Origin of the sequence: Aeromicrobium sp. HA, from assembly GCF_027171405.1 — a bacterium.
Lineage (GTDB): Bacteria > Actinomycetota > Actinomycetes > Propionibacteriales > Nocardioidaceae > Aeromicrobium > Aeromicrobium tamlense.
Genome location: NZ_CP114372.1, coordinates 3,062,390 through 3,085,557 on the forward strand (window position 1 = coordinate 3,062,390; position 23,168 = coordinate 3,085,557).

Sequence of the window (23,168 nt, forward strand, 5' to 3'; positions counted from 1 at the left end):
TTCGCGGGGTCGGCCATGGCGCCCATTCTGACACTCCTGCCGGACAGTTCACAGGGGGCCACCCGCTAGGGTTGACCCGAGCCCATGGTCTTCCTCGTCACGCTGCACTTTCTCGTTGCAGCGACCTCCCCTGCGCTCGTCCGCATGCTGGATCGCAAGGCGTTCCTGGTGCTCGCGCTCGTCCCCGCGGCCTCGTTCGTGTGGCTCCTGGGACCCGTCAGCCGGGCCACCACCGACGGCGAGGCCACGTACGAGCACTGGGCCTGGATCCCGCAGATCGGGCTCGACATCGACTTCGGCGTCAACGCGCTCAGCGGCATCGTGGCGCTGCTCGTCACGGGCGTCGGCGCCCTCGTGCTGGTCTACTGCGCCTGGTACTTCCGCCCCAAGGACTCCGAGATCTGGCGGTTCTCGGGCGTCCTCACCGGCTTCGCCGGCGCGATGCTCGGACTGGTCCTGGCCGACAACGTCTACGTGCTCTACGTGTTCTGGGAGCTCACGACGGTCCTGTCGTTCCTGCTCATCGGCCACAACCCCGAGCGCCGCGCCAACCGTCGAGCCGCGCTCAACGCCCTCATCGTCACGACCTTCGGCGGCCTGGCCATGCTCGTGGGCCTCATCGGCCTGCACCTGCTGAGCGGCACTCCGCGGATCAGCGCGATACTGGCCGACCCGCCCGCCGCCGGGACCGCCGTCACGGCCTCGATCGCCCTCGTGCTGGTCGGCGCCCTGTCGAAGTCGGCGCTGCTGCCGTTCCACTTCTGGCTGCCCGGCGCGATGGCGGCGCCCACCCCGGTCAGCGCCTACCTGCACGCCGCGGCGATGGTGAAGGCCGGCATCTACCTCGTCGCGCTGCTGGCCCCCGTGTTCGCCGAGACGCCCGGCTGGCGCCCGGTGCTCATCGGCTTCGGCATCGCCACGATGCTGCTCGGCGGCCTGCGCGCGCTGCGCCAGTACGACGTCAAGCTGCTGCTCGCCTACGGCACGGTCAGCCAGCTGGGCTTCCTCATGGCGGTCGTCGGTGCGGGCACCCGCTCGGCGGCGTTCGCCGGGCTCGCGCTGCTGTGCGCGCACGGCCTGTTCAAGTCGGCGCTGTTCCTCGTGGTCGGCGTGATCGACCGCTCCGTCGGCACCCGCGACCTCCGCGAGCTCTCGGGACTGCGCCGGGCTCGACCCCTCCTCTTCGCCACCACCGTCGTCGCCACCGCCTCGATGGCCGGCCTGCCCGTGCTGTTCGGCTTCACCGCCAAGGAGGCCGCGCTCGCCGCGTTCGTCGACCTCGGCGAGGACCTCGGCCACCCCGGTTGGGGCCTGGCCGCCCTCGTCGGCATCGTGCTCGGCTCGATCCTGACGGTCGCCTACAGCGCGCGGTTCGTGTGGGGCACCTTCGCCGACAAGCCCGGCGTCGAGCCGTGCACCCCGCGCGACTTCTCGGTCTGGTTCACCGTCGTGCCGGCCACGCTGGCCGCGCTCAGCCTCGTCGCCGGCCTCGCGGGTCCGTTCCTGACCCCGCGCCTGGCGACGTACTCCGACCAGTTCCCCGAGGGCGCCCACGAGGCCGTCCTCACGCTCTGGCACGGCTTCACGCCGGCGCTGTGGCTCTCGGTCCTGGCCATCGCCGCGGGCGTCGCGCTGTTCGTGTGGCGGCGCCCCGTCGCCGCGACCCAGCACGCGATCGTCGACCGGCTGCCGTTCCCCGACGCCGAGCGGGCCTACCAGGGCGTCATGCGCGGGATCGACCGCCTGGCCGTCGAGGTCACCGGTCGCACCCAGCGAGGCTCGCTGCCGGTCTACCTCGGCATCATCCTGGTCACCCTCGTGATCGTCCCCGGCATCGCGCTGTGGCGCGCCTGGGAGACGCCCGACGTGCGCCTCTCGGACAACCCGCTGCAGATCGTCGTCGGCATCGTCATGGTGGCCGCCGCGATCCTCACGGTGCGCTCGCGCCGCCGCCTGCGCGCCGTGCTGCTGCTCGGCGTCACCGGCTACGGCACGGCGATCCTGTTCGTCGCGCACGGCGCCCCCGACCTCGCCCTCACCCAGGTGCTCGTCGAGACGTTCCTGCTGGTCACGTTCGTGCTCGTCCTGCGCCGCCTCCCCCCGTTCTTCAGCGACCGCCCGTTCAACGTCGCCCGCTGGTGGCGCGTCGGCCTGGGCACCGCCACCGGCATCACGGTGGCCGGCTTCGCGTTCATGGCCACCAACGCCCGCCAGTCCACGCCGATCTCTGCCGGTTGGGCCGAGCCCGCCTACGAGTACGGCGGCGGCAAGAACATCGTCAACGTCGCCCTCGTGGACATCCGCGCGTGGGACACGATCGGCGAGCTCAGCGTCCTGGTCGTCGCGGCCACCGGCATCGCGAGCCTCATCTTCCTGCTGACCGACCGCTCGATGCGCCAGATCCGCCCGAAGCGCATCGTCACGGTGGACTCCAACGCCTGGCTGGCGGCCAACCTGCACGACCAGCGCCGCTCGATCGTGTTCGAGATCATCACCCGCCTGATCTTCCACACGGTGATCCTGTTCTCGATCTACCTCATGATCTCGGGCCACAACTCCCCCGGCGGCGGCTTTGCCGGCGGCCTCATCGCGGGCCTGGCCCTGATGATCCGCTACCTCGCCGGCGGCCGCGAGGAGCTCGACAACGCCGCCCCCGTCGACGCCGGCTTCGTGCTGGGCCTCGGCCTGGCCACCGCCGCCCTCTCGGGCCTGCTGCCCACGCTGCTGGGCGGCGGCGTCCTGCAGAGCGCGATCGTCGACATCCCGCTGCCGCTGCTCGGCGAGCTGCACCTGGTGACCTCGGTGTTCTTCGACATCGGCGTCTACCTCGTCGTGGTCGGCCTGTCGCTCGACGTGCTGCGCAGCCTCGGCAGCGGCATCGACGCCCAGATCGACGACGAGAACGACGCGGCCGAGGTCGCGACCAGCGAGGTGGCGCGATGACCGCGAACCTGATCCTGATCATCGTCGTGGGCGTGATGGTGGCCTGCGGCACCACGCTCGTGCTCGAGCGCAGCCTGACCCGCATCCTCGTGGGCTTCGTGCTGATCGGCAACGGCCTCAACGTCATGTTCCTCGTGGTCTCCGGTCCCGCCGGCGCCGCGCCCATCCTCGGCCTCTCGGGCGACCCGATGGCCGATCCCCTCCCGCAGGCCATGGCGCTGACCGCCATCGTCATCACCCTCGGCACCACCGCCTTCGGGCTCGCACTGGCGTACCGCGCCTGGCAGCTCACCGGCACCGACGACGTCCAGGACGACCTCGAGGACGACCTGATCCGCCGCCGCGCCGAGACCGACCAGGTCTCGGCCACCTTCGACGAGGCCGACAGCGAGCTGCCCGACGAGGGCTACGCGGGCGACGCCACCCTCGGGCCCGGTGACGAGGTGCCCCGATGAACGACCTGCTCGACCAGCTCGTCCTGGCCCCGGTGATCCTGCCGCTGCTGGGCGCGGGGCTGTGCCTGGCGTTCGGCCGCTTCGCCGCGCCCCAGCGCATCATCAGCATCATCACGCTGCTGGCCGTCGTGGCGTCCGCCGCCGTGCTGCTGGTGCGCGCCGACCGGCACGGACCCCAGTCCTTCAACGTGGGCGGCTGGCCGGCCGAGCTCGGCATCAGCCTCGTGGCCGACCGGCTCAGCTCGCTGCTGCTGCTGATCTCCACCCTCGTCACGCTGTGCGTGCTGCTGTACTCGATCGGCCAGGGCATCGTCGAGTACGGCCGAGACTCACCGCTGTCGGTCTTCTACCCCACGTTCCTGGTGCTGAGCGCCGGAGTCTCCAACGCCTTCCTCTCGGCCGACCTGTTCAACCTGTTCGTGGGCTTCGAGATCCTGCTCGCCTCGTCCTACGTGCTCATCACGCTCGGCGGCACCGAGGCCCGCGTGCGATCGGGCACGATCTACATCATCGTCAGCCTGGCGTCGTCGGCGCTGTTCCTCATCGCCATCGCGTCGGTCTACGCGGCCACGGGCACCGTGAACTTCGCCCAGCTGGCGCTGCGCCTGCCCGAGCTGTCCGATGCCACCGCCACGATGCTGCAGCTCATGCTGCTGCTGACGTTCGCGGTGAAGGCGGCCGTCTTCCCGCTGTCGGCCTGGCTGCCCGACTCCTACCCCACCGCGCCCGCCCCGGTCACGGCGGTGTTCGCCGGCCTGCTGACCAAGGTGGGCGTCTACGCCATCCTGCGCACCCAGACCCTGATGTTCCCCACCCACGAGCTGCGCACGATGCTGCTGTGGGCCTCCATCCTCACGATGGTGGTCGGCATCCTGGGCGCCGTCGCGCAGTCGGACATCAAACGTGTCCTGTCGTTCACGCTGGTCAGCCACATCGGCTTCATGCTCTTCGGCATCGCGCTGGGCACCGAGCTCGGCGTCGCCGGCGCGATCTTCTACATCGTCCACCACATCACGGTGCAGACCACGCTGTTCCTCGTGGCCGGACTGGTGGAGTACAGATCGGGCACGACCAACCTCGACCGGCTCGGCGGACTCGCCCGCCTGGCGCCGGTCCTGGCCGTGATGTTCTTCGTCCCGGCGATGAACCTGGCCGGCATCCCGCCGTTCTCGGGCTTCCTGGGCAAGCTGGCGCTGCTCGAGGCCGGCGTCGACGAGGCCGACTGGCTCGCGCTCGTCGCCGTGGCCGCCTCGGTCATCACCAGCCTGCTGACCCTCTACGCGGTCGCCAAGATCTGGAACCGCGCCTTCTGGCAGCCGGCCGGCGACCCCGAGGACGACACCCCCGTGCCGTTCGACCCGCAGGTCCAGGGTGGCTCGCTGCACGGCCGCAGCGGCGTCTCCACCGCCACCCAGCGCGAGACCACGTGGAAGACCGACACCGAGGGCGAGCGACTGCCCTCCCGGATGGCGGTGCCCACGATCGCGCTCGGCCTCGTCACCGTCGCGCTGACCGTGTTCGCCGCTCCGCTGTTCTCGGTGGCCGAGCGCGCCGCCGACGAGCTCCACGAGCGCACCCCCTACATCGAGGCGGTGCTCGGCGATGGCTGACCGCACCCGGGGGCTGCACCTGTGGCACCTGCCCGTCATCGCGTGGCTGACGATCGTCTGGCTGCTGCTGTGGGGCGAGGTCACCCGGATCAACCTCGTCGGCGGACTGCTCGTCAGCGCGATCATCGTCCTGGTGTTCCCGTTCCCGCGGGTGTCGGTCGAGGCGAAGGTCCGGCCCTGGGCCACGATCGTGCTGCTGTCGCGCTTCCTGGCCGACCTCGCGGTCGCCAGCTTCGGCGTCGCGTGGCTGGCCGTGCGGCCGAAGGACCCGCCGCCCAGTGCGGTGCTCGAGATCAAGCTGGTGAGCGGCTCCGAGCTGCGCCAGACCCTGACCGGCGAGCTCATCTCCCTGGTGCCCGGCTCGCTGCTCATCGAGCTCGACTCCGAGGGCCACCGCCTGTGGCTGCACGTGCTCGACGCCGGCACGCCCGAGCGCATCGCCGAGGCTCGCCGCAAGGCCCGGATGCAGGAGCACCGACTGCTGAGGGCGATCGGCACCGATGCCGAGGTCGCCGAGAGCGAACGACGACTCCGGGAGGACGCCGCATGACCGTCGTGGGAATCGTCTGTGCCGTGCTGCTGGGCCTCACCGGCCTGCTGTGCCTGGTGCGCATCGTGCGCGGCCCGACCATGCTCGACCGCACCGTCGCGGCCGACGTCTTCGTCGCGGCCTGCGTGGGCGCGATCGGCGTCGAGGCCGCGATCGGCCGTCACAACACCACGCTGCCGATCCTCGTCGCGCTGGCCCTGGTGGCCTTCCTGGGCTCGGTCAGCATCGCGCGGTACGCCGCGCAGTCCGCAGGAGGTGGCCAGTGAGCTGGGGCCTGATCGTCGACATCCTCTCGGGTACCTGCCTGGTGCTGGGGGCAGCGTTCGCGTTCGTCGCCGCGGTCGGCGTCGTGCGCTTCCCCGACGTGCTCACCCGCATGCACGCCGCCACGAAGCCGCAGACCTTCGGCCTGCTGCTCATCCTGGCCGGGCTCGCGCTGCGGATCGAGAGCCTGAGCGACCTGACCCTGGTGGTCGTCGTGGCCCTGTTCCAGCTGCTGACGGCGCCCGTCTCGGCGCACATGGTCGGACGCGCCGCGTTCCGCGCCGACCAGGTCGACCGCGACCGGCTCGTGGTGGACGAGGGCGACTGACCCTCTGGGCAGCGCCCCTCGCGCGCCCTAGAGTGCGGGCATGATCCGATTGCTCATCCGCGCGGCCATCAACCTGGTCTCCGCCGCCATCGGCCTGCTCGTGGCCAACGCCGTGCTGGACGACCTCGAGGTCACCGCCTCCGGCTTCGTCCTCACCGTGGTGATCTTCACGCTGGCCCAGGCGATCCTCGCGCCGTTCATCCTCGTCGTGGTGAAGCGCAACGCCGAGGCGTTCCTCGGGGGCGTCGGCATCGTCTCCACGCTGGTGGCGCTGTGGGTGGCGAGCCTGTTCGGCGACGCACTGACGATCTCGGGCCTGGCCACCTGGCTCATCGCCGCGGTGATCGTGTGGCTCGCGGCTGCTCTCGCGTCGTTCCTGCTGCCGTTCATCCTCGTCAAGGCCGGCGTGGAGAACGCGCGCGAGCGCCGCGGCGCCTGAGTCAGTCGGCGAGGTCGACCACGACGGGCGCGTGGTCGCTGGCGCCCTTGCCCTTGCGCTCCTCGCGGTCGATGAACGCGCCCTCCACGCGCTGCGCGAGCGCCGGCGAGCCGAGCACGAAGTCGATCCGCATGCCCTTCTTCTTCGGGAAGCTCAGCTGCGTGTAGTCCCAGTACGTGTAGACGCCCGGGCCGGGGGTGTGCGGGCGGACGACGTCGGTGAAGCCGGCGTCGACCACGGCTGAGAAGGCCGCGCGCTCGGGCTCGGAGACGTGGGTGCGACCCGCGAAGACCGCCATGTCCCACACGTCGTCGTCCTGCGGCGCGATGTTCCAGTCGCCCGTCAGCGCGATCTGCGCGTCGGGGTCCTTCGCGAGCCACGCCTGGCCCGCGTCGCGCAGCCGCGCCAGCCACTCGAGCTTGTAGGCGTAGTGGGCGTGGTCGACCTCGCGGCCGTTGGGGACGTAGAGGCTCCACATCCGCACGCCGCCGCACGTGGCGCCGATCGCGCGCGGCTCGAGGAGGTCCTCGTACTGCGGCTGGTCGACGCCGAACGAGCGCTCGACGTCCTCGAGGCCCACGCGCGAGATGATCGCGACGCCGTTCCACTGGTTGACGCCGACGTGCGCGTACTCGTAGCCCAGCGCCGACAGCTCCAGGCCGGGGAACTGGTCCTCACGGCACTTGGTCTCCTGGATCGCGAGGACGTCGACGTCGTGCCGGTCGAGCCAGCCGACGACGCGGTCGATGCGGCTGCGGATCGAATTGACGTTCCACGTCGCGATGCGCATCAGAAGTCGACTCGCAGGGGGTAGGAGGACTGTCCGTCAGCGGGGGTGTTCACGCCGAGCACGTGGGTCAACTGGATCTCGTTCCTCTCGAAGGCCAACCGCGATCCTGCCATGTAGAGGCCCCACACCTTGGCCCGGCCCTCGGTGACCTCGTCGAGCGCCTCGTCCCAGTGGTCGACCAGGTTCTGGCACCACGCGGCGAGCGTCAGCGCGTAGTGGTCGCGCAGGTTCTCGACGTGACGGACCTCGAAGCCCTCGTCCTGCATCGCGCTCACGATCGTGCCCGACCCCGTGAGCTCGCCGTCGGGGAAGACGTAGCGATCGATGAACTGCCCGGCCGTGGCGCGTCCCGTGTTGTCGCGGCGCGTGATGCAGTGGTTGAGCATCCGGCCATCGACCTTCACCTTGCTCCGCGCGAAGGCGAAGTAGTCGGCGTAGTTGCGCACGCCGATGTGCTCGGTGAGGCCGATCGAGCTGATCGCGTCGAAGTCGGTCTCGGGGACGTCGCGGTAGTCGCTGAAGCGCACCTCGGCGAGGCCGGACAGGCCCTGGCGCTCGATGGCCTGCTGCGCCCACTGGGCCTGCTCGCGCGACAGCGTGACGCCGAGCGCCTGCACGCCGTAGTGCTGCGCGGCGTGCCGGACCATCCCGCCCCAGCCGCAGCCGAGGTCGAGCAGCCGGTCGCCGGCCTTGAGGTCGAGCTTGCGGCAGATGAGGTCGTACTTCTCGGCCTGGGCCTCCTCCAGGCTCGCGTCAGGCTTGGGGTAGACGGCGCACGTGTAGGTCATCGACGGGCCGAGGACCAGCTCGTAGAACCGGTTCGAGACGTCGTAGTGGTGGTGGATCGCCTCGGCGTCGCGGCCCTTGCTGTGCCGCAGGCCCTCCAGGGCGCGCCGCCACTTCGGCAGGTGCTCCTCGGCCGGCGGGGTGGGCGGTCGGAGGTTGCCGAAGCCCAGGCTGCGGACGATCTGCAGCATCTCGGGGGCGCTCGGGACCCGGAACTTGAGGCGGCTCATGAGCGCCTTCATGATCTCGTACGGGTCGCCGGGGTGGACGCCCTCGACCTCGAGGTCGCCCGACACGTAGGCGCGCGCGAAGCCGAGGTCGCCCGGGGCGGTCATGAGGTAGGCCAGGCCGCGCTCGTTGACCAGGCGCAGGCGCAGGAGGGAGTCCTCCGGCCCGAGCGAGCTGCCGTCGAACGCCTCGAACCGGATGGGCATGCCGTCGCGCAGGAGCCGTTCGAAGGCCTCCGCGATCGTCAGTCGCGTCTCGGATGCGATGCTCATGAGTTCCTCACCGCCTTGTCGTAGAGAGAGTGGAGTCGAGCCTGCGGGTCGTACCGGTCTCGCAGCCGGTCGAGCCCCGCGGTGTCGTAGAGGGAGTCGAAGGTCTCGCGGTCGTAGAAGGCCTCGGAGTAGAGCGACTTGTGGCCGCCGAGCCGGTGCACCTCGGCCTCGATCCGGCGGTTCACGGCGCCCGGCTCGGAGTCCTCGGGCACGACGACGGTGCCCCAGAAGCCGAGGTTCACGTAGACCTCGCCGGGCACGAGCGGGTAGGTGGGCCACGCGCGCGTGGTGCGCAGCGGGCACAGCCAGACCGGCCGCATGCCGACCTCGCGGTCGAACCAGGCGAGGAAGTCGTCGAGCCGCTCGAGCGGGACCTCGATGTCCTGGATGACGCGCTCGCGACCCGGGACGTGCTTGAGGCGGTCGAGCACGCGGCTGACGCCGACGGTGGAGTCGAGCGCGACGAGCCGGTGGTAGACGTCGCTGCGGCGCCAGCGGCGCGGCCAGACCCGGCGGGCCAGCGGGTGCTGCGCCCCGAACGCGGCCGAGCACCAGAACCAGTCGGTGTCCCAGCGCCACAGGTAGTCCTCGAGCGTCAGCACGTCCTCGCGGCGCTGCTGGATCGAGCGGTAGTAGACCTGCTGGCCCGTGTAGTCGCTCGTGGGCAGGTCGGTGTCGGCGAAGCGCGCGAGGCTGAGGTAGACCTCATCGGGAGTGAAGGCGGTGCCGTCGACGGCATCGACCTCGACCCCCTCCCAGCGGCCCGTCTCGGCGATCTCGGCGATGGCCTTGGCGGCGTCCACGGCCGAGCCGAATCGCACGTGGCGCAGGTGGGCCTGGGCGGGCGCGGGCTCCAGTCGGATGCGGAGGCGCACCGCGTAGCCGAGGCTGCCGTAGGAGTTCGGGAACGCCGCGAACAGCTCGGCGTGCTCGTTGTCGGGAGTGGCGGTGACGATCTCGCCCGAGCCCGTGAGCACGTCCATCTCGAGCACGGCCTCGTGCGGCAGGCCCAGGCGCAGCGACGTGGACTCGATGCCGAGTCCGGTGACGGCGCCGCCGAGGGTGATGGTGCGCAGCTGTGGCACCACGGTGGGCACCAGGCCGTGCGCGAGCGTCTCCTCGACGAGCCTCTCGTACGTGCACATGCCCTGGACGTCGGCGGTGTGGCTGACGGGGTCGATCTCGATGACCCCGTCGAGTCCCGAGACGTCGAGGCCGGGGCCGTCGGTGCGGCCGCGGGGGCGAAAGAGGTTGGAGGTCTTCTTCGCGAGTCGGACGGGGCGTCCCTCGGGGATCGCCCGCCACGAGGCGAGGAGGGTGTCGACGGCGTGCTCGTGCTGCGTCCAACCCTGCATACTCCGCAGGCTATCCCCGTGGATGGTCCGGCAACCAGACCAAGGTCTCCACATTCTCTCCGGCGAGTCTCAGCGTGACCGGGCCGTGGACCCGCAGCTCGTCGCCGCCGGCGAGGGTGATGCCGTCGACCGTGACGGGTCCGCGGGTCACGTGCACCAGGGCTCCAGCCGGGGCGGCGACCTCGAGCGGCTCCCCCGCCGGTCGCGCGACCAGCAGCCGGGCGTCGGCGTGGACGGGCACCGTCTCGTGCAGGCCGGGACCGTCGGGCACCGTGACCTGGGCGTACTCGGGGGCGTCCCAGTTGCGGCTGCGCAGCATCATCTGGACGAATCGGAGGGGCTCGGTGGCGCTGGCGTTGCGCTCGGCGTGGGTGACGCCGGAGCCCGCGCTGAGCCGCTGGGCGAGGCCGGGCGCGACCTCGCCGCGCTGGCCCGTGGAGTCCTCGTGGGCGAGCACGCCGTCGAGCACCCACGTGACGATGTCGGCGTCCTCGTGGCGGTGGTCGTCGTAGCCGGCACCCGGGGCGAGGCGCTCCTCGTTGATCGCCACGACCGGCCCGAAGGCGACGTTGTCGGGGTCGTAGTGCCGCCCGTACGAGAACGAGTGGAGCGTCTCGGTGCCCTCGCCGACGGTGCGGTAGCGGTCGGCGGCGCGGCGGACGACGCGGTCAGGCATAGCCGAGCTCGTGCAGTCGCGCGTCGTCGATGCCGAAGAAGTGGGCGATCTCGTGGACCACGGTGATGCGGACCTCCTCGACGACCTCCTCCTCGGTCTCGCAGATCGCGAGGGTGGGGTTGCGGTAGACGAAGATGCGGTCGGGCACGACGCCGGCGTACGTGGAGTCGCGCTCGGTGAGCGGGATGCCGTCGTAGAGGCCGAGCAGGTGGGGGTCCTCGGGCGGCGCGTCGTCCTCGATGAACAGCACCACGTTGTCGAGCCGGTCGGCGAGCTCGGCGGGCACGTCGGCGAGGGCCGCGGTCACCAGCTCCTCGAACCGGTCCGGGTCGACGTCGATCACGCCCCGAGTCTAGGCGGCTCCCCGAAGCGCTGGCAGTGACGTTCGCGGGGCCATTCGGGCGCATCGAGCCCGCGAACGCCACCGCCACCGCTTCGGGGGGAGGTCGCGGGTTGCCCTATGCTGGACGGGTTGTCCGGCCCCCTTCGTCTAGCGGCCTAGGACGCCGCCCTTTCAAGGCGGTAGCGCGGGTTCGAATCCCGTAGGGGGTACTCGCTCGAGGCCGGCTCGGTCCGGCCTGCGACCGCCCTCCCCCCTCCACTTCTGGAACGCGTTGAACCGTTCGCGCGTCCCGAAGCGTGCATCCCGTTCCAGAAGTGAGAGCGTCGGCGGCCGGCGCGGGCCGCGGATTCCGGGATCGGCGCCGCGGCCACGTAGGGTGGTGGGGCCTCGGCCCCCGCCGAGTCGCCGCGTCGTCACGACCGAGCCCTCCGAGCCGAACTGCTGCACATGCCCCAGAGAACCCTGCCTCCCACCGCCGACGCGGAGGAGACGCCCCGCCTGCACTGGGCCGCCCTCGTCTTCACGATCGCGACCATGCTCAGTGCCGCGGTCGTCGGCCTCACCGCGAGCGACCACTTCACCCGCCTCACGATGGCCGCGAGCGTCATGGGCTGCATCGCGCTGTGGCAGACGCTGCGCGATCCGGTGGTCATGGTGGGCCTGACGGTCGTGATCCTGGGTGCCGTCCTCGGCTGGGGACTGAACTTCTACGACCGCATCTGGTGGTACGACGACTTCGCCCACTTCACGTTCTCGCTCGTCAGCACGATGGGCATCGCCCGGCTGCTGCTGCACAAGTACCGCGCCGAGTCCGCCGCGCTGCTGCTGGTCGCCCTGTGGCTGTCGTGGCTCGGCATCGGCTCGCTGTGGGAGATCGGCGAGTGGACGTCCGACCAGCTGCAGGCCACGCACCACTCGCGCGGCTACGCCGACACGATGGCCGACATGATGCTGAACTCGGCCGGCTCCGCGATCGGCATCTGGATCTACTGGACCTGGCTGCGCACCCCCGCCGACCGCGCCACGGTCCTGCCCCCGGCCGACTCCGCGCGCTAGGTTCGAGGCAGGGCCCGACCCAGGAGGACGGCATGAGCTTCGAGACACCCACCGGCACACGAGGACGCAAGAGCACGAGCAATCCCCTGATGCGACTGGTCAACCGGTTCATGGTCCGCAAAGCCCGCCGCTCGGAGACGGCCTCGCTCGGGCGCATGCGGATCCTCGCACTCACCACCACCGGCGCGAAGAGCGGCCAGCGCCGCGAGACGCCGCTCGCCTGGTTCCCCGGCGACGACGGCACGTGGCTGGTCGTGGCCTCGGCGAACGGCGCCGCGAAGAACCCCGCGTGGTACCACAACCTCGCGGCGCACCCGGACGACGCGACGATCGAGATCGGCGATCGCCGGATCGCGGTCACCGCCGAGCAGCTGCACGGTCACGAGCGCGAGGCGGCGCTCGCGGCGATCATCGCCGCCGCCCCGAACTTCGCCGGCTACGGCGACAAGACCGACCGCGAGATCCCGGTCATCCGACTGACCGAGCGTCCCGCGGCCGGCTGACGCGGGTCAGGCGCCGGCGACGTCGATGACGACGCGGCCGCGGATGCCGCCCGAGAGGATCTTCTCGCTCAGCTCGGGCAGGTCGGTGAAGGCCGCGTCCACCGCCACGGCGCGCAGGTCCTCCTCGGAGAACAGCTCGTCGAGGCGCGACCACGCCTGCTTCCGCGCCTCGAGCGGCGCATGCACGCTGTCGACGCCGAGCAGCGCGACGTTGCGCAGGATGAACGGCATGACGGTGGCGGGCAGGCCGTGGCCGCCGGCGAGTCCGCACGCGGCCACCGCGCCGCCGTAGCGGATCTGCGAGAGCACGTTGGCCAGCGTGGTGCCGCCGACGCTGTCGACAGCAGCGGCCCAGCGCTCCTTCGCGAGCGGCCGCGGGTCGCCCGAGAGCTCGTCGCGCGCGATGATCTCCGACGCACCGAGGTCCGTGAGGTACTGGTGCTCGCTGTCCTTGCCTGTCGCGGCGTGGACCTCGTAGCCGAGGCGCGCGAGGGTGGACACCGCGAAGCTGCCGACGCCGCCCGTCGCGCCGGTCACCAGGACCGGGCCGTCCTCGGGCGTCACGCCCGCGGCCTCCAGGCGCAGGACGCACAGCATCGCCGTCAGGCCTCCGGTGCCGACGGCCATGGCGCCCCACGGGCCGAGGCCGGCGGGGGTGGCGACGACCGAGTCCGACTCGATCCGCTGGTACTGCGAGTAGCCGCCGGGCTTGGTCTCCGACAGCTCCGCGCCGGTGAGCACGACCTGGTCGCCCTCGGCGAAGTCCCCGCCGCCCTCGACGACCTCGCCGGCCAGGTCGATCCCGCAGGTCATCGGGAACGAGCGCACGACGCCGGGCTTGCCCAGGATCGCGAGGCCGTCCTTGTAGTTGAGCGACGAGTGCGTGACGCGGACGAGCAGGTCGCCGCCGGTCAGCTCGTCGCGGTTCGAGGTCACCAGCTCGGCGGGCTGCTTGGGCGCGTCGACCCGGTAGGCCTTGAAGGTGGTCTCGGTCATGGGTGTCTCCTCGGACGTTGCGGTCGAATCGATGGTCAGAAGGTGCCGGTGTACGGCCGCGGGGCGACCGCGGCGTGGACGTACCGGATGAACTGGGTCCAGTCCCACACTGGCAGGCCCGTCGCACGATGCACGGCGGAGGTGTACGGCGGGAGGTCGCTGCACTCCAGGAAGATGCCGCCGATCGGCGCCTCGCGGGTGGCGCGCACGGCGGCGTCGACGACGTCGCGCTCCATGATCTCGGTGTCGAGCGTGCCGTTCTCGCGGAAGATCGCGTCGACGAAATGCTCGTACTCCTCCATGCCCACGATGTGCAGCCTGTCGAGGTCGGTGAAGCCCGCGGCCTCCAGCAGGGTGGGGGTCATGTTGGCGCCGTTCGCGGTGACGAGCGCGAGCCTGCGGTGCGAGCCCAGCATCGTCGTCAGCATCGGCAGCTGCTGCAGGCTCGACAGGAACACCGGGATGTCGAGCGCCTCGGCGACGGCCGGCTGGTAGGCCGCCATGAAGCCGCAGTTGCTGGTGATCGCGCGGACGCCCTCGTCCTGCAGCCGCAGGGCGGCCTCCACGACGCGACCCGTCGAGTCCGGGTCGGCGCCGTTGAGGACGGCCGAGCCGTCCATGCCCTCGATGCCGAGGTAGCGGATCGGGAAGTCGAACGTCGAGGCGTTGCCGATGTCGCCGGGCGGGAACGCGATGTGCCACTCGGCGCTCAGCATCCCGATCGTGTAGCCGTAGGACACCTGGCCCTTGCGCGCTTCGTAGACCGTCATCGTCGTCCTCTCATTTCCAGTCGTCGGCGTGCTCGCGCACGAAGTCGTCGAACGTGCGGGGCGCGCGTCCGGTCAGGTCCTCGAGGTCCGTCGTGATGTCGGCGTACCGCCCCTCGCGCACGTCGACCAGCAGCTCGGCGTAGTAGGAGCCGCGCTCCGTCCCGTCGTCGTAGGTCGTCGCGAGCTCCTCGACGCGCAGCGGGTCGGCCGCCTCCACGATGCGTCCCGTGACCACACCGATCCGGCGGGCCAGCTCGGGCACGCCGAAGGACTCCGGACCCGTGAGCGTGTAGCCGCGGCAGCAGTGGCCGTCCTCGGTGAGGGCCACGAGCGCCGCCTCGGCGATGTCGCGCGTGTCGAGCCACGACACGGGCGCGTCCCCGGTGGGCAGCGCGATCGTGCCGTCGACGACGCCGGCGCGGAAGCCGCCGCCCGCCGAGAAGTTCTGGAAGAACCAGCTCGGTCGCAGCAGCGTCCACTCGCCGTCCCACCGCTCCAGGACGCGCTCGACCGCGCGGTCCGGGTCGGCGTCCGGCTTGTCGCCCCGCCCCATCTCCGAGAGGAGGACGACGCGCCGGATCGCGGGCGCGGACGCGAGCAGGTCGGCGACGAGCTCGGCCATGCCCGTGCCGTGGGGCGGCTTGACCAGGTACAGAGAGTCGACGCCCTCGAGGGCCGCACCCCACGTGGCGCCGTCGGTCCAGTCGAAGACCCGGTCGCCGCAGCCCGGGCGGCTCGAGAGCCGCACGTGCGCGATCCCGCGCTCCGCGAGCAGGGCCGCGAGGTCGCGCCCGGTCTTGCCCGACGCGCCCGTCAGCGCGATCACGACTCCATCGTCTCCAGCCAGTTGGCCGGCACGAGGCAGAAGAACGCGTTCGTCCCGGGCGTGCCCTCGTACTCGACCGTGCAGCCCTTCTCGAGCGTCACGACCTCGCCGGCCGGCACCACGATCGTCTCGTCGCCGACGTGCAGCGAGAGCTCGCCGTCGATGACGTAGAACGCCTCCTCGTACGGCAGGGTCCACGGCTCGGAGCGGCCTCCGTCGGGGAACCGCACGATGCCGGCGGACAGCTCGGACAGGCCGTTCGGCATCGAACGGCGCTCGATGCCGATCGGCCCGTTCTGGGCGGTGAAGTCGGCGTTGAAGGGCGCCAGGCGGACGGGGTGGGACATGGAGGCTCCTCGGGTTCAGGGAAGGGGGATCATGCCGCCGTCGACGACATGGTTCTGGCCGGTGACGAACGACGCCTCGTCCGAGAGCAGGAAGCGCACGACCGTGCCGATCTCGTTGGGCTGGGCGTAGCGACGCTGCGGGATCGTGGCCAGGCGCTCCCGGTCGACCGGGTGGGTCTGCACGAAGCCCGGCAGGACGCAGTTGGCGCGGATGCCGTCGGCCGCGACCCGCGTGGCGTAGAGCTTCACCCAGCTCTGCACCGCCGCGCGGACGACGCTCGAGACGGGCATCGCCGGCTCGGGCAGGAGCGAGGCGTAGCTCGTCACCACGGCCCAGGCTCCACGACCGGCCGCCTGCATGTGCGGCGTGACCAGCCGGGCCAGGTCGACGACGCTCGTGAACAGCAGCTCGAAGCCGGTGCTCCAGTCCTCGTCGGTGAGCTCCAGCAGGTCGCCCTTCGGCGGGTGGCCGGAGTTCACGGCCACGGCGTCGATGCGGCCGAACCGCTCGATCGTCGTGGCCACGAGGTGCTCGCGGTCGGCCGCGTCCGTCAGCGAGCCACGCACGGCGACCGCTCCGAGCTCGTTGGCGAGCTCGACGACGGCCTCGGAGCGGGCGAACAGCACGAGGTCGTGCGACGACGCCAGCGTGCGGGCGATCCCCGCGCCGATGCCGCTGCTCGCCGCGGTGACGATCGCGACCGGACGGCTCACTTGCGCGCCGCCCGCAGCCACTCGAGGTTCTCGGTGGCCGTGCGGTGCGGGTCGAACGCCTTCACGTCCAGCACCGGGTCGGGCATGCCGAGCATGAGCTTGGCCAGCAGCTGCGACGCGGCGGGGCCCATCATCGTCCCGTGGCCGTCGAAGCCCGTGATGGTCCACAGGCCCGACTCGACCTCGCCGATGAACGGGTGGCCGTCGCCGCCGGTCGCGTCGGCGGCCGCGCTGATCGTGCTGCGGATGCCGACCTCGGCGAAGATCGGGGCGCGCGTCTCGGACGCCTCGGCGAACTCGGCCAGCATGTCGCTGACGCCGTAGCGCTCCGGCAGGGTGGAGCTCAGGATCGTCACCATGGCGCCGTCCTGCTCGCGCTCCACGCACCAGCCGGTCTCGAGGTCGATCGTCAGCGGCAGGCGCTGGTCGCCCAGGACGGGCGTCGTGAAGCCGTAGTGCACCCACATCGGGAAGATGTCCATGTCGAGGCCGAACTTCGCCAGGAGCTTGGGCGACCCGAGGCCGCTGGCCACGACGACGCGCTCCGCCACGACGGGCTCGGGCCCGGCGATGAGCCAGCCGCCCTCGACCTGCGTGAGGTCGGCGACCTCGAAGCGCTCGCGGATCTTCACGCCGAGCCGGCGCGCGGCCGCGGCCACGCCGTAGACGCCGTCGGTCGGGTTGACGCGGCCGTCCTCGGGAGTCCAGCAGCCGCCGACGAGGCCGTCGGTGCCGAGCCACGGCACGACCTCCTTGAGGTCCCGCGCGGTGAGCATCTCGACGTTCGGCGCGCCGTGCGTCGCCTGCGTCTTGGCCGCCTCGGCGAGCTTCGCGAAGAGCTCCTCGCGGCCGGTCAGCATGAGGTAGCCGTCCTGGTGGTACTGGCACGGCTGATCGAAGACGTCCTCGAACGTCTGCCAGAACCGGCGGCCACGGATGGCCAGCTCGATCTCCGTCGCCGTGCTGAACTGCTGGCGCACGCCACCGAGCGACCCGCCCGTGCATCCGCTGGCCAGCTCGCGACCCTCGAGCACGACGATGTCCTTCTCACCGAGCTCGGCCAGGTAGAAGGCGAGCGTGACACCGACGATGCCGCCGCCGATGATGGCGGTGCCGACCTTGGTCGCGTCGTTGCCGGGTGTCTGTCCCATTGAAGGGTCCTTTCGAAGATGTGGGTGATGTTCAGGGTGTGACGGGATCACATGACGCGTCCACCGTCGGAGACGATGACCTGCCCCGTGACGTTCGGCCAGGAGCTCACGTCGAGGCCGGTGCGGGCGATCTCCGCGGGGTCGGCGATCCGCTTGAGCGGGGTCGCGTCCTCCACCGCGGTCTGCTCGTCGGCCGGGATCGAGGCGTACATGTCGGTGGCGACCGGGCCGGGCGCCACGGCGTTGACCCGCACGTGCGGGGCGAGCTCGCGGGCGAGGGTCTTCGTCAGTCCGATGACCGCCGCCTTCGACGCTCCGTAGGAGACGCCGTGGACCGAGCCCACGACACCACCGGTCGAGGACAGGTTGAGCACGGCTCCCCCGGTCGCCGCGAGGTCGTCGCGCAGCGCCCGGGTCAGCTTCATGGGCGCCTTCACGTGGATCGCGAACGCGTCGTCCCACAGCTCGTCGGTGGTCTCGCCGAGCTCGCCGTGCGCGAGGATGCCGGCGTTGTTCACCAGCAGCGACACGGCACCGAGGTCGCCGGCGGCCGACTTCACGGCGGCGACGCCCTCGTCCGTCGTGACGTCGGCGACGACGGCGACCGCACGACCGCCGATCTCCTCCACCGCGCGCACGGTCTCCTCGGCGTCGGTGCCACGCCCGCGGTGGGTGAGCACGACCGCGTAGTCGCGGCGCGCGCACTCCAGCACGAACGCGCGACCGATGCCGCGCGAGCCCCCGGTGACGACGGCGACGGGAGTCGTCATCGGTCCTCCGGCAGCTGGACGACACCCTCGATCTCGACGAGACCGCCGAGGGGCAGCTCCTGGACCGCGAAGGCCGAGCGGGCCGGCGGGTCGGTCGGGAACCAGCGCGCGTACACCTCGTTCATGTCGGCGTAGTGCTCCATCGACGACATGAAGACGGTGGTCTTCACGACGTCGGCCAGCGTGGCGCCGTGCTCGCGCACGACGGCCTCGAAGTTGGCCAGCGCGCGGTCGGTCTGGTCGCTGGCGCCGTCGACGAGCGCGCCGTCGACGATGCCGAGCTGGCCGGACACGAAGAGCAGCGAGCCGGCCTTGACGCTCGCGCGGAGGGGGTAGGTGGCCATGGGTGGTTCCTTTCGGTAGGTCAGAAGGTCGCGGCGAGTCGGAAGGCCGCGTGGACCGCACCTTCGATGCGGTGGGGGTTCATGACGTCGCCGACCGCGTGCACGGTGACGTCGTCGGGCAGCTCGTCGAACAGCTCGGAGCGCGGCTCGGTCCAGGTGTGGACGACCCAGTCGGCCTCGAGCTCGACGACCTCGGAGGGGCGGACGACCGGCCGTCCGTGGTCGTCGGTGTGGCGGTAGGTCAGCGCCTCGACGCCGCCGTGGTGGCACAGCAGCCGCGGCCCGTCGGGGTCGAACTCCGTGACCTTGGTGGAGCAGCGGATCGCGATGCGGGCCTCGTGCATGAGCGTCAGGAAGTCGTCGCGGACCTCGGGCTCCACGAGTTCGGCGGGCCCCGGCGTGGCGGTCACGAAGGTCACCTCGCAGCCGGCGCGCGCGGCGACGAGGGCCGCCGACATCGCGTTGGTGCGGTGGTGCTCGTCCACCACGACGACTCGGCCCGAGAGGACCGGGTGCCCCGAGACGACGTCGGCCGCGGCGACGAGGCGCCGGTGGTCGCGCGCCGCCCACTGCGGCAGGGTCTCGGCAGCGCCGGTGGCCAGGACCACGATGTCGGGGTCGAGCGCCGCGATGTCGCGACCCTCGGCGGTCCGGCGCAGGCGCAGGTCCACGCCGAGGCGGCGGACCTCGTTGCCCAGCCAGTCGACGGCGTCGACCAGCCCGTCGCGACCCTCGGTGCGCGCGGCGATCCTCACGGTGCCGCCGGTGTCGGGACGCTCGTCGAACAGCGTGACGTCGTGCCCGCGCAGGGCGCTGACCCGCGCCGTCTCGAGTCCGGCGGGCCCGCCGCCGACCACCACGACGCGGCGCGAGGTGGGCGCGGTCGTGGTCTCGATGTCGCCGAGGAAGCGCTCGCGTCCCGTGACGGGGTTGTAGACGCACTTCACGTTGCGGTGACGGCCCAGCTCGCCCTGGCACATCTGGATGCAGCCGATGCAGGGCCGGATCTCGTCCTCGCGCCCCTCGAGCATCTTCGTGACGAGGTGGGGGTCCGCGATGTGGGCGCGCGTCATGCCCACGAAGTCGGCATCGCCGGCCTCGATCGCCGCGGCGGCCATCGCGGGATCCGTGATCCGCCCGACCGCGCCGACCGGCAGGCCGACGCGCTCGCGCACGGCACGCGCGTAGTGCAGGTAACAGCCACGGCGCACCGCCATCGTGGGGATGACCGAGCCGTTGAAGTTCGCCGAGACGTTCATCCCGTCGACGATGCCGAGCTCGTCGATCCGCTGGTCGATGTCGAGCCAGGCGTCGGTGTCCAGCGACCCCTCGGTCTCGTCCGACCCGTTGACGCGCACCATCAGCAGGGCGCCGCCGATCCGCTCGCGCACCGCCTCGAGCACGCGCCGGCAGAAGAGGAAGCGCGCCTCGTCGCTGCCGCCGTACTCGTCGGTGCGGCGGTTCGTCAGGGGCGAGAGGAACAGGTTGACCAGCTGGCCGTGACCCACGGCGATCTCGACGCCGTCCATCCCGCCGCGCACGGCCCGCTCGGCCGCGCTGGCGAAGGCCTCGACGATCTCGTCGACCTGGCGCCGCGTCATCTCGCGCGGGACCGAGCCGTAGAGGTGGTGCGAGAAGCCCGAGGGCGCCCAGACGCCCCCGTCGCCGCCGTCGGTGCGCCCGCCCATGTGCCCCAGCTGGGGCACGATCACGGCGCCGTGGGCGTGCACGGCCTCCGAGAGACGCTCGTAGCGCTCGACGATCCGGTCGTCGAAGTTGTGGTAGATCCCGTAGGGCGTGGGCGAGCTCGGGTGCACGGCGGTCGTGCCCATCGAGACCATCGCCGCGCCGCCCTTCGCCCGCTCGGCGAAGTACGCGACGTCGTCGTCGTTGGGCAGGTGCTCGGTGTCGATGTTGTGCGTCGCGTGGGCCGTCACGACGATGCGGTTCCGCAGCGTGACCGGACCGAGCCGCAGCGGCTCGACGAGGGAGCGCAGGTGGGCGGACGTCATGCCCATGCCTCCCACGCAGGGGCCGAGGCGTCGAGGACGAGCGCGTCGTCGTCCCGCAGTCCCGCCAGGACCCGGTCGGACTGCTCCCCCAGCGCCGGCGTCAGCAGCAGACGCCACTTCTCCTGCAGCTCGGCGCGACCGAAGTCGGTGCCGGGATCGCCCGGGGCGTCGAGGAAGACGCCGTCGACGCTGGCGCCGTCGGTGGTCTCGATCGTGACGCGGCTCGGGTAGCGCGCCGGGTAGTGCTGGTCGAGGTCGGCGTCGTGCTCGAGGACGACCCGCGAGGCGAGGTCGAGCCGCTCGGGCTCGGCGAGGACGGACTCGTCCATCTCGGCCGCACCGGCGGCGCCGTGCAGCGCGATCGAGGCCAGCACGAACGGGAAGCTGTACTGCGCGGAGTCGATCGTGCCGGGACGGAGCTCGTCGAGGAACGTGGCGGCCTGGTGGGTCCCCACGCGCACCCGTGCGATCCGCTCGGGCGTGATCGCGTGCTCGGCGAGCAGTCCGCGGAAGCCCGCGGCGGCGGCGTGCGTGTAGCGGCAGGCCGCGAACGACTTGAAGTAGGTGTTGCCCGTCTCGTAGACCTCGCCGATGCTCGTGACGAACGGGTCCTCGGCCGCCCCGGGCTGGTGGAACGGGGTCGCGGGGAGCACGTCGTTGTCGGCGAGCGCGTAGCCCTCCGGCAGGCTCATGAAGCCGGCGGCCGCGAGCTCGGCGGCCATGACGCCGGTGGCGGCGCCCCAGCCGATCGACTCCTTCACCATGGGCGAGCCGAACGTGGCCATCGGGGCGTGCAGCCAGCCGATCTTCACGGCGCGCTCGATCTCGTCGGCGTCGGCTCCGGAGACCTTGGCGGCCGCGGCGGCGGCGCCGATCGCGCCCGCGCAGCCCGTGCAGTGGTAGTGGTCGCCGTCGTGCTTGGGCCACAGCAGATGCGCGGCCCGCAGACCGATCTCGTAGCCGACGACCTGCGCCGTGAGCGCCTCCGCCACGGTGGTGCCGCTCGTCGCCGCCGCGAGCACGGCGGGCACGATGACCGACCCGGGGTGGATCGCGCCGGCCAGGTAGTGGCCGTCGTCGAAGTCCAGGGCACTGGCCGCGACGCCGTTGGCGAAGGCGGCCATGGTGGGCGACGAGCCCTGGCCGCGGCCGACGACCGGGGACGGGCCCGCGGTGCGGCCGGTGACCTTCGCGGCGATGCCGGCCGAGCCGGTCACGGCTCCCCCGACCATCGTCGAGACGGTGTCACTCAGGGCGTCGGCGGCCCGCTCGCGGACGGCGCTCGGGACGTCCTCCCAGCGCAGGCCGGCGGCCCAGTCGGACATCTTCTTGAGGGGATCGGTCATGAGGAGCTCCTGGCAGGACGAGACGTGAGGGGGTGGGCGGGAGGGTCGGGGCGCCCCGTGAAGGGGGCGGGGCGCCCCGACCGGTCACGGGGTGAACGAGGCGAACGCGCCGTCCTGGATCTCCAGCAGCGCCGTCGCCGGGGAGTCCGGGTCGACCGCCGCACCCTGGTTCTCGTCGAAGCGGAACGTGCCGCGGATCGGCAGCTCGAACGACTCGGTGTCGGCGACCTGCGAGATCAGCGACTCGCGGTCCTCGCCACCGTTCTCGAGCCCGTCGAGGAAGACGAAGAACGAGTCGTAGGCGACCGCGTTGGCCTCACCGGGCGCCTCGCCGTTGTCCGCGGAGTACGCGTCCACGAAGGACTTCACGCCCTCCGACGAGGAGTTCGGGTCGAAGACCGCGTTCACGAGCACGCCCTCGACGGCGTCCTTGCCGGCGATCTTGACCAGCTCGGGGGTGTTGGAGCCGGCCGTGACCAGGATCTTCACGTCGTCCCAGCCCAGGGCGTCGGCCTGCTTGATCTGCAGGGCGGCGTCGGTGTACGTGTTCAGCAGGACGATCGTGTCGACGCCCTGGTTGCGCAGCGTGGTCAGCTGGGGCGTGAAGTCCTTCTGTCCGGTGGTCGTGGCGATCGAGTCGACCACCTCGAGGCCCGCGTCGGGCGCGGTCTCCTCGAAGGACTCCACGAGTCCGGTGCCGTAGTCGTCGTCCGAGGCGATCAGGCCGACCTTCTCGGCGCCGATCTCCCGACCCGCCTGGTACGCCATCTCGGCACCCATGGAGGCGTCGTCGATGAGCGTGCGGAAGAGGTTCTCGTGCAGCTCGGCCGTGATCTCCGGGTTCGACGAGTAGCTGACGAACAGCGGGATGCCGCAGCGCTCGTAGATCGGCATCGCCGCGAGGGTCACGGACGAGTTGCTGTGACCGAAGACGGCCATGATGTCGTCGTCGTCGCAGATCTTCTGCGCCACCGAGGCGCCCTGGTTGGGGTCGGCCACGTCGTCGAACGACTTGACCTCGATCTTCGCGCCCTTGAGCGGGCCGGACTCGACGCCGCCTCCGTCGTTGATCTGCTTCGCCGCGAACTGGACGCCCGCGAGCTGGTTCTTGCCGTAGATCGCGTTCTCTCCGGTCATCGGTCCTGCGACGGCCACGACGATCGTGTCCTTGTCACCGGCCTCGTCACCGCCCCCACACGCGCTCAGCATGAGCGCTCCACCGGCCAGCGCGGCCAGCATCAGCTGTTTCCTCGACATGTCACTCCTGGTTTTCGTTGGTTGGGAGTTGCTGCCA

General features: G+C 71.4%; 25 protein-coding genes and 1 tRNA gene. 10 read left to right on the plus strand and 16 right to left on the minus strand.

What is annotated here, in order from left to right; all coding sequences use genetic code 11:
- The first annotated feature begins 84 nt into the window (after positions 1–84).
- Genes O3S82_RS15155 through O3S82_RS15185 form a run of 7 tightly spaced genes read left to right on the plus strand, consistent with a single transcriptional unit; the run spans position 85 to position 6,589 of the window.
- Entirely contained in the window at positions 85–2,943 is a 2,859-nt protein-coding gene (locus O3S82_RS15155; RefSeq protein ID WP_269303922.1) for a Na+/H+ antiporter subunit A, read from the plus strand.
- Entirely contained in the window at positions 2,940–3,398 is a 459-nt protein-coding gene (locus tag O3S82_RS15160; RefSeq protein ID WP_269303924.1) for a Na(+)/H(+) antiporter subunit C, read from the plus strand. Before O3S82_RS15155 ends, O3S82_RS15160 begins: the two co-directional genes overlap by 4 nt.
- Positions 3,395–5,008 (plus strand): Na+/H+ antiporter subunit D, encoded by a 1,614-nt coding sequence (locus tag O3S82_RS15165; protein WP_269303926.1) that lies wholly within the window; start codon positions 3,395–3,397, stop codon positions 5,006–5,008. The genes O3S82_RS15160 and O3S82_RS15165 overlap by 4 nt, the downstream gene beginning before the upstream one ends.
- Entirely contained in the window at positions 5,001–5,558 is a 558-nt protein-coding gene (locus tag O3S82_RS15170) for a Na+/H+ antiporter subunit E (RefSeq protein WP_269303928.1), read from the plus strand. Before O3S82_RS15165 ends, O3S82_RS15170 begins: the two co-directional genes overlap by 8 nt.
- Entirely contained in the window at positions 5,555–5,824 is a 270-nt protein-coding gene (locus O3S82_RS15175) for a monovalent cation/H+ antiporter complex subunit F (protein ID WP_179422462.1), read from the plus strand. Before O3S82_RS15170 ends, O3S82_RS15175 begins: the two co-directional genes overlap by 4 nt.
- On the plus strand, positions 5,821–6,150 hold the full coding sequence (mnhG, locus tag O3S82_RS15180; RefSeq protein WP_179422460.1) for a monovalent cation/H(+) antiporter subunit G: 330 nt from the start codon (positions 5,821–5,823) through the stop codon (positions 6,148–6,150). Before O3S82_RS15175 ends, mnhG begins: the two co-directional genes overlap by 4 nt.
- A 40-nt stretch (positions 6,151–6,190) precedes the next feature.
- On the plus strand, positions 6,191–6,589 hold the full coding sequence (locus O3S82_RS15185; RefSeq protein ID WP_269303931.1) for a phage holin family protein: 399 nt from the start codon (positions 6,191–6,193) through the stop codon (positions 6,587–6,589).
- Position 6,590: 1 nt separating this feature from the next.
- Here the strand turns inward: O3S82_RS15185 and O3S82_RS15190 are convergent, their stop codons facing one another.
- The 5 genes from O3S82_RS15190 to O3S82_RS15210 are packed head-to-tail and all read right to left on the minus strand — an operon-like array spanning position 6,591 to position 11,039.
- On the minus strand, positions 6,591–7,379 hold the full coding sequence (locus O3S82_RS15190) for an exodeoxyribonuclease III (RefSeq protein WP_269303933.1): 789 nt from the start codon (positions 7,377–7,379) through the stop codon (positions 6,591–6,593).
- Positions 7,379–8,665: a class I SAM-dependent methyltransferase gene (locus O3S82_RS15195; protein WP_269303935.1), complete on the minus strand. Its 1,287-nt coding sequence runs from the start codon at positions 8,663–8,665 to the stop codon at positions 7,379–7,381. Before O3S82_RS15195 ends, O3S82_RS15190 begins: the two co-directional genes overlap by 1 nt.
- On the minus strand, positions 8,662–10,020 hold the full coding sequence (locus tag O3S82_RS15200; protein ID WP_269303937.1) for an FAD-binding oxidoreductase: 1,359 nt from the start codon (positions 10,018–10,020) through the stop codon (positions 8,662–8,664). Before O3S82_RS15200 ends, O3S82_RS15195 begins: the two co-directional genes overlap by 4 nt.
- 10 nt (positions 10,021–10,030) lie before the next feature.
- Entirely contained in the window at positions 10,031–10,696 is a 666-nt protein-coding gene (locus O3S82_RS15205; protein ID WP_269303939.1) for a pirin family protein, read from the minus strand.
- On the minus strand, positions 10,689–11,039 hold the full coding sequence (locus O3S82_RS15210) for a metallopeptidase family protein (protein WP_179422450.1): 351 nt from the start codon (positions 11,037–11,039) through the stop codon (positions 10,689–10,691). The genes O3S82_RS15205 and O3S82_RS15210 overlap by 8 nt, the downstream gene beginning before the upstream one ends.
- A 136-nt stretch (positions 11,040–11,175) precedes the next feature.
- Between O3S82_RS15210 and O3S82_RS15215 the strand changes: the two genes are divergently transcribed.
- From O3S82_RS15215 to O3S82_RS15225, 3 genes are all read left to right on the plus strand, one after another.
- Positions 11,176–11,248 (plus strand) — tRNA-Glu (locus O3S82_RS15215).
- A gap of 238 nt (positions 11,249–11,486) precedes the next feature.
- Positions 11,487–12,095 (plus strand): hypothetical protein, encoded by a 609-nt coding sequence (locus O3S82_RS15220; RefSeq protein ID WP_269303941.1) that lies wholly within the window; start codon positions 11,487–11,489, stop codon positions 12,093–12,095.
- Between the two features lie 32 nt (positions 12,096–12,127).
- Entirely contained in the window at positions 12,128–12,598 is a 471-nt protein-coding gene (locus O3S82_RS15225; RefSeq protein WP_269303943.1) for a nitroreductase/quinone reductase family protein, read from the plus strand.
- Positions 12,599–12,604: 6 nt separating this feature from the next.
- On the opposite strand, the gene O3S82_RS15230 is transcribed toward O3S82_RS15225, so the two are convergent.
- From O3S82_RS15230 to O3S82_RS15280, 11 genes are all read right to left on the minus strand, one after another.
- On the minus strand, positions 12,605–13,594 hold the full coding sequence (locus O3S82_RS15230; protein WP_269303945.1) for an MDR family oxidoreductase: 990 nt from the start codon (positions 13,592–13,594) through the stop codon (positions 12,605–12,607).
- Positions 13,595–13,629: 35 nt separating this feature from the next.
- Complete coding sequence (locus O3S82_RS15235; RefSeq protein WP_179422436.1) at positions 13,630–14,364, minus strand: aspartate/glutamate racemase family protein; 735 nt, start codon at positions 14,362–14,364, stop codon at positions 13,630–13,632.
- 10 nt (positions 14,365–14,374) lie between these two features.
- A complete protein-coding gene (locus O3S82_RS15240; protein WP_269303946.1) occupies positions 14,375–15,190 on the minus strand; it encodes an NAD(P)H-binding protein in 816 nt (271 codons plus the stop codon).
- Entirely contained in the window at positions 15,187–15,537 is a 351-nt protein-coding gene (locus O3S82_RS15245) for a cupin domain-containing protein (protein ID WP_269303948.1), read from the minus strand. The genes O3S82_RS15240 and O3S82_RS15245 overlap by 4 nt, the downstream gene beginning before the upstream one ends.
- 15 nt (positions 15,538–15,552) lie before the next feature.
- Entirely contained in the window at positions 15,553–16,251 is a 699-nt protein-coding gene (locus O3S82_RS15250; protein ID WP_269303950.1) for an SDR family oxidoreductase, read from the minus strand.
- Positions 16,248–17,402: an NAD(P)/FAD-dependent oxidoreductase gene (locus O3S82_RS15255; RefSeq protein WP_179422428.1), complete on the minus strand. Its 1,155-nt coding sequence runs from the start codon at positions 17,400–17,402 to the stop codon at positions 16,248–16,250. Before O3S82_RS15255 ends, O3S82_RS15250 begins: the two co-directional genes overlap by 4 nt.
- 47 nt (positions 17,403–17,449) lie before the next feature.
- On the minus strand, positions 17,450–18,172 hold the full coding sequence (locus O3S82_RS15260) for an SDR family NAD(P)-dependent oxidoreductase (protein WP_269303953.1): 723 nt from the start codon (positions 18,170–18,172) through the stop codon (positions 17,450–17,452).
- The gene (locus O3S82_RS15265) at positions 18,169–18,516 is read right to left on the minus strand and encodes a RidA family protein (RefSeq protein WP_179422424.1); all 348 of its coding nucleotides are present in this window, start codon (positions 18,514–18,516) and stop codon (positions 18,169–18,171) included. The genes O3S82_RS15260 and O3S82_RS15265 overlap by 4 nt, the downstream gene beginning before the upstream one ends.
- A 20-nt stretch (positions 18,517–18,536) precedes the next feature.
- A complete protein-coding gene (locus O3S82_RS15270; RefSeq protein ID WP_269303955.1) occupies positions 18,537–20,528 on the minus strand; it encodes an oxidoreductase in 1,992 nt (663 codons plus the stop codon).
- Complete coding sequence (locus O3S82_RS15275; RefSeq protein WP_179422420.1) at positions 20,525–21,874, minus strand: MmgE/PrpD family protein; 1,350 nt, start codon at positions 21,872–21,874, stop codon at positions 20,525–20,527. The genes O3S82_RS15270 and O3S82_RS15275 overlap by 4 nt, the downstream gene beginning before the upstream one ends.
- Before the next feature lie 84 nt (positions 21,875–21,958).
- On the minus strand, positions 21,959–23,131 hold the full coding sequence (locus O3S82_RS15280; protein WP_179422418.1) for an ABC transporter substrate-binding protein: 1,173 nt from the start codon (positions 23,129–23,131) through the stop codon (positions 21,959–21,961).
- Positions 23,132–23,168 lie beyond the last annotated feature (37 nt).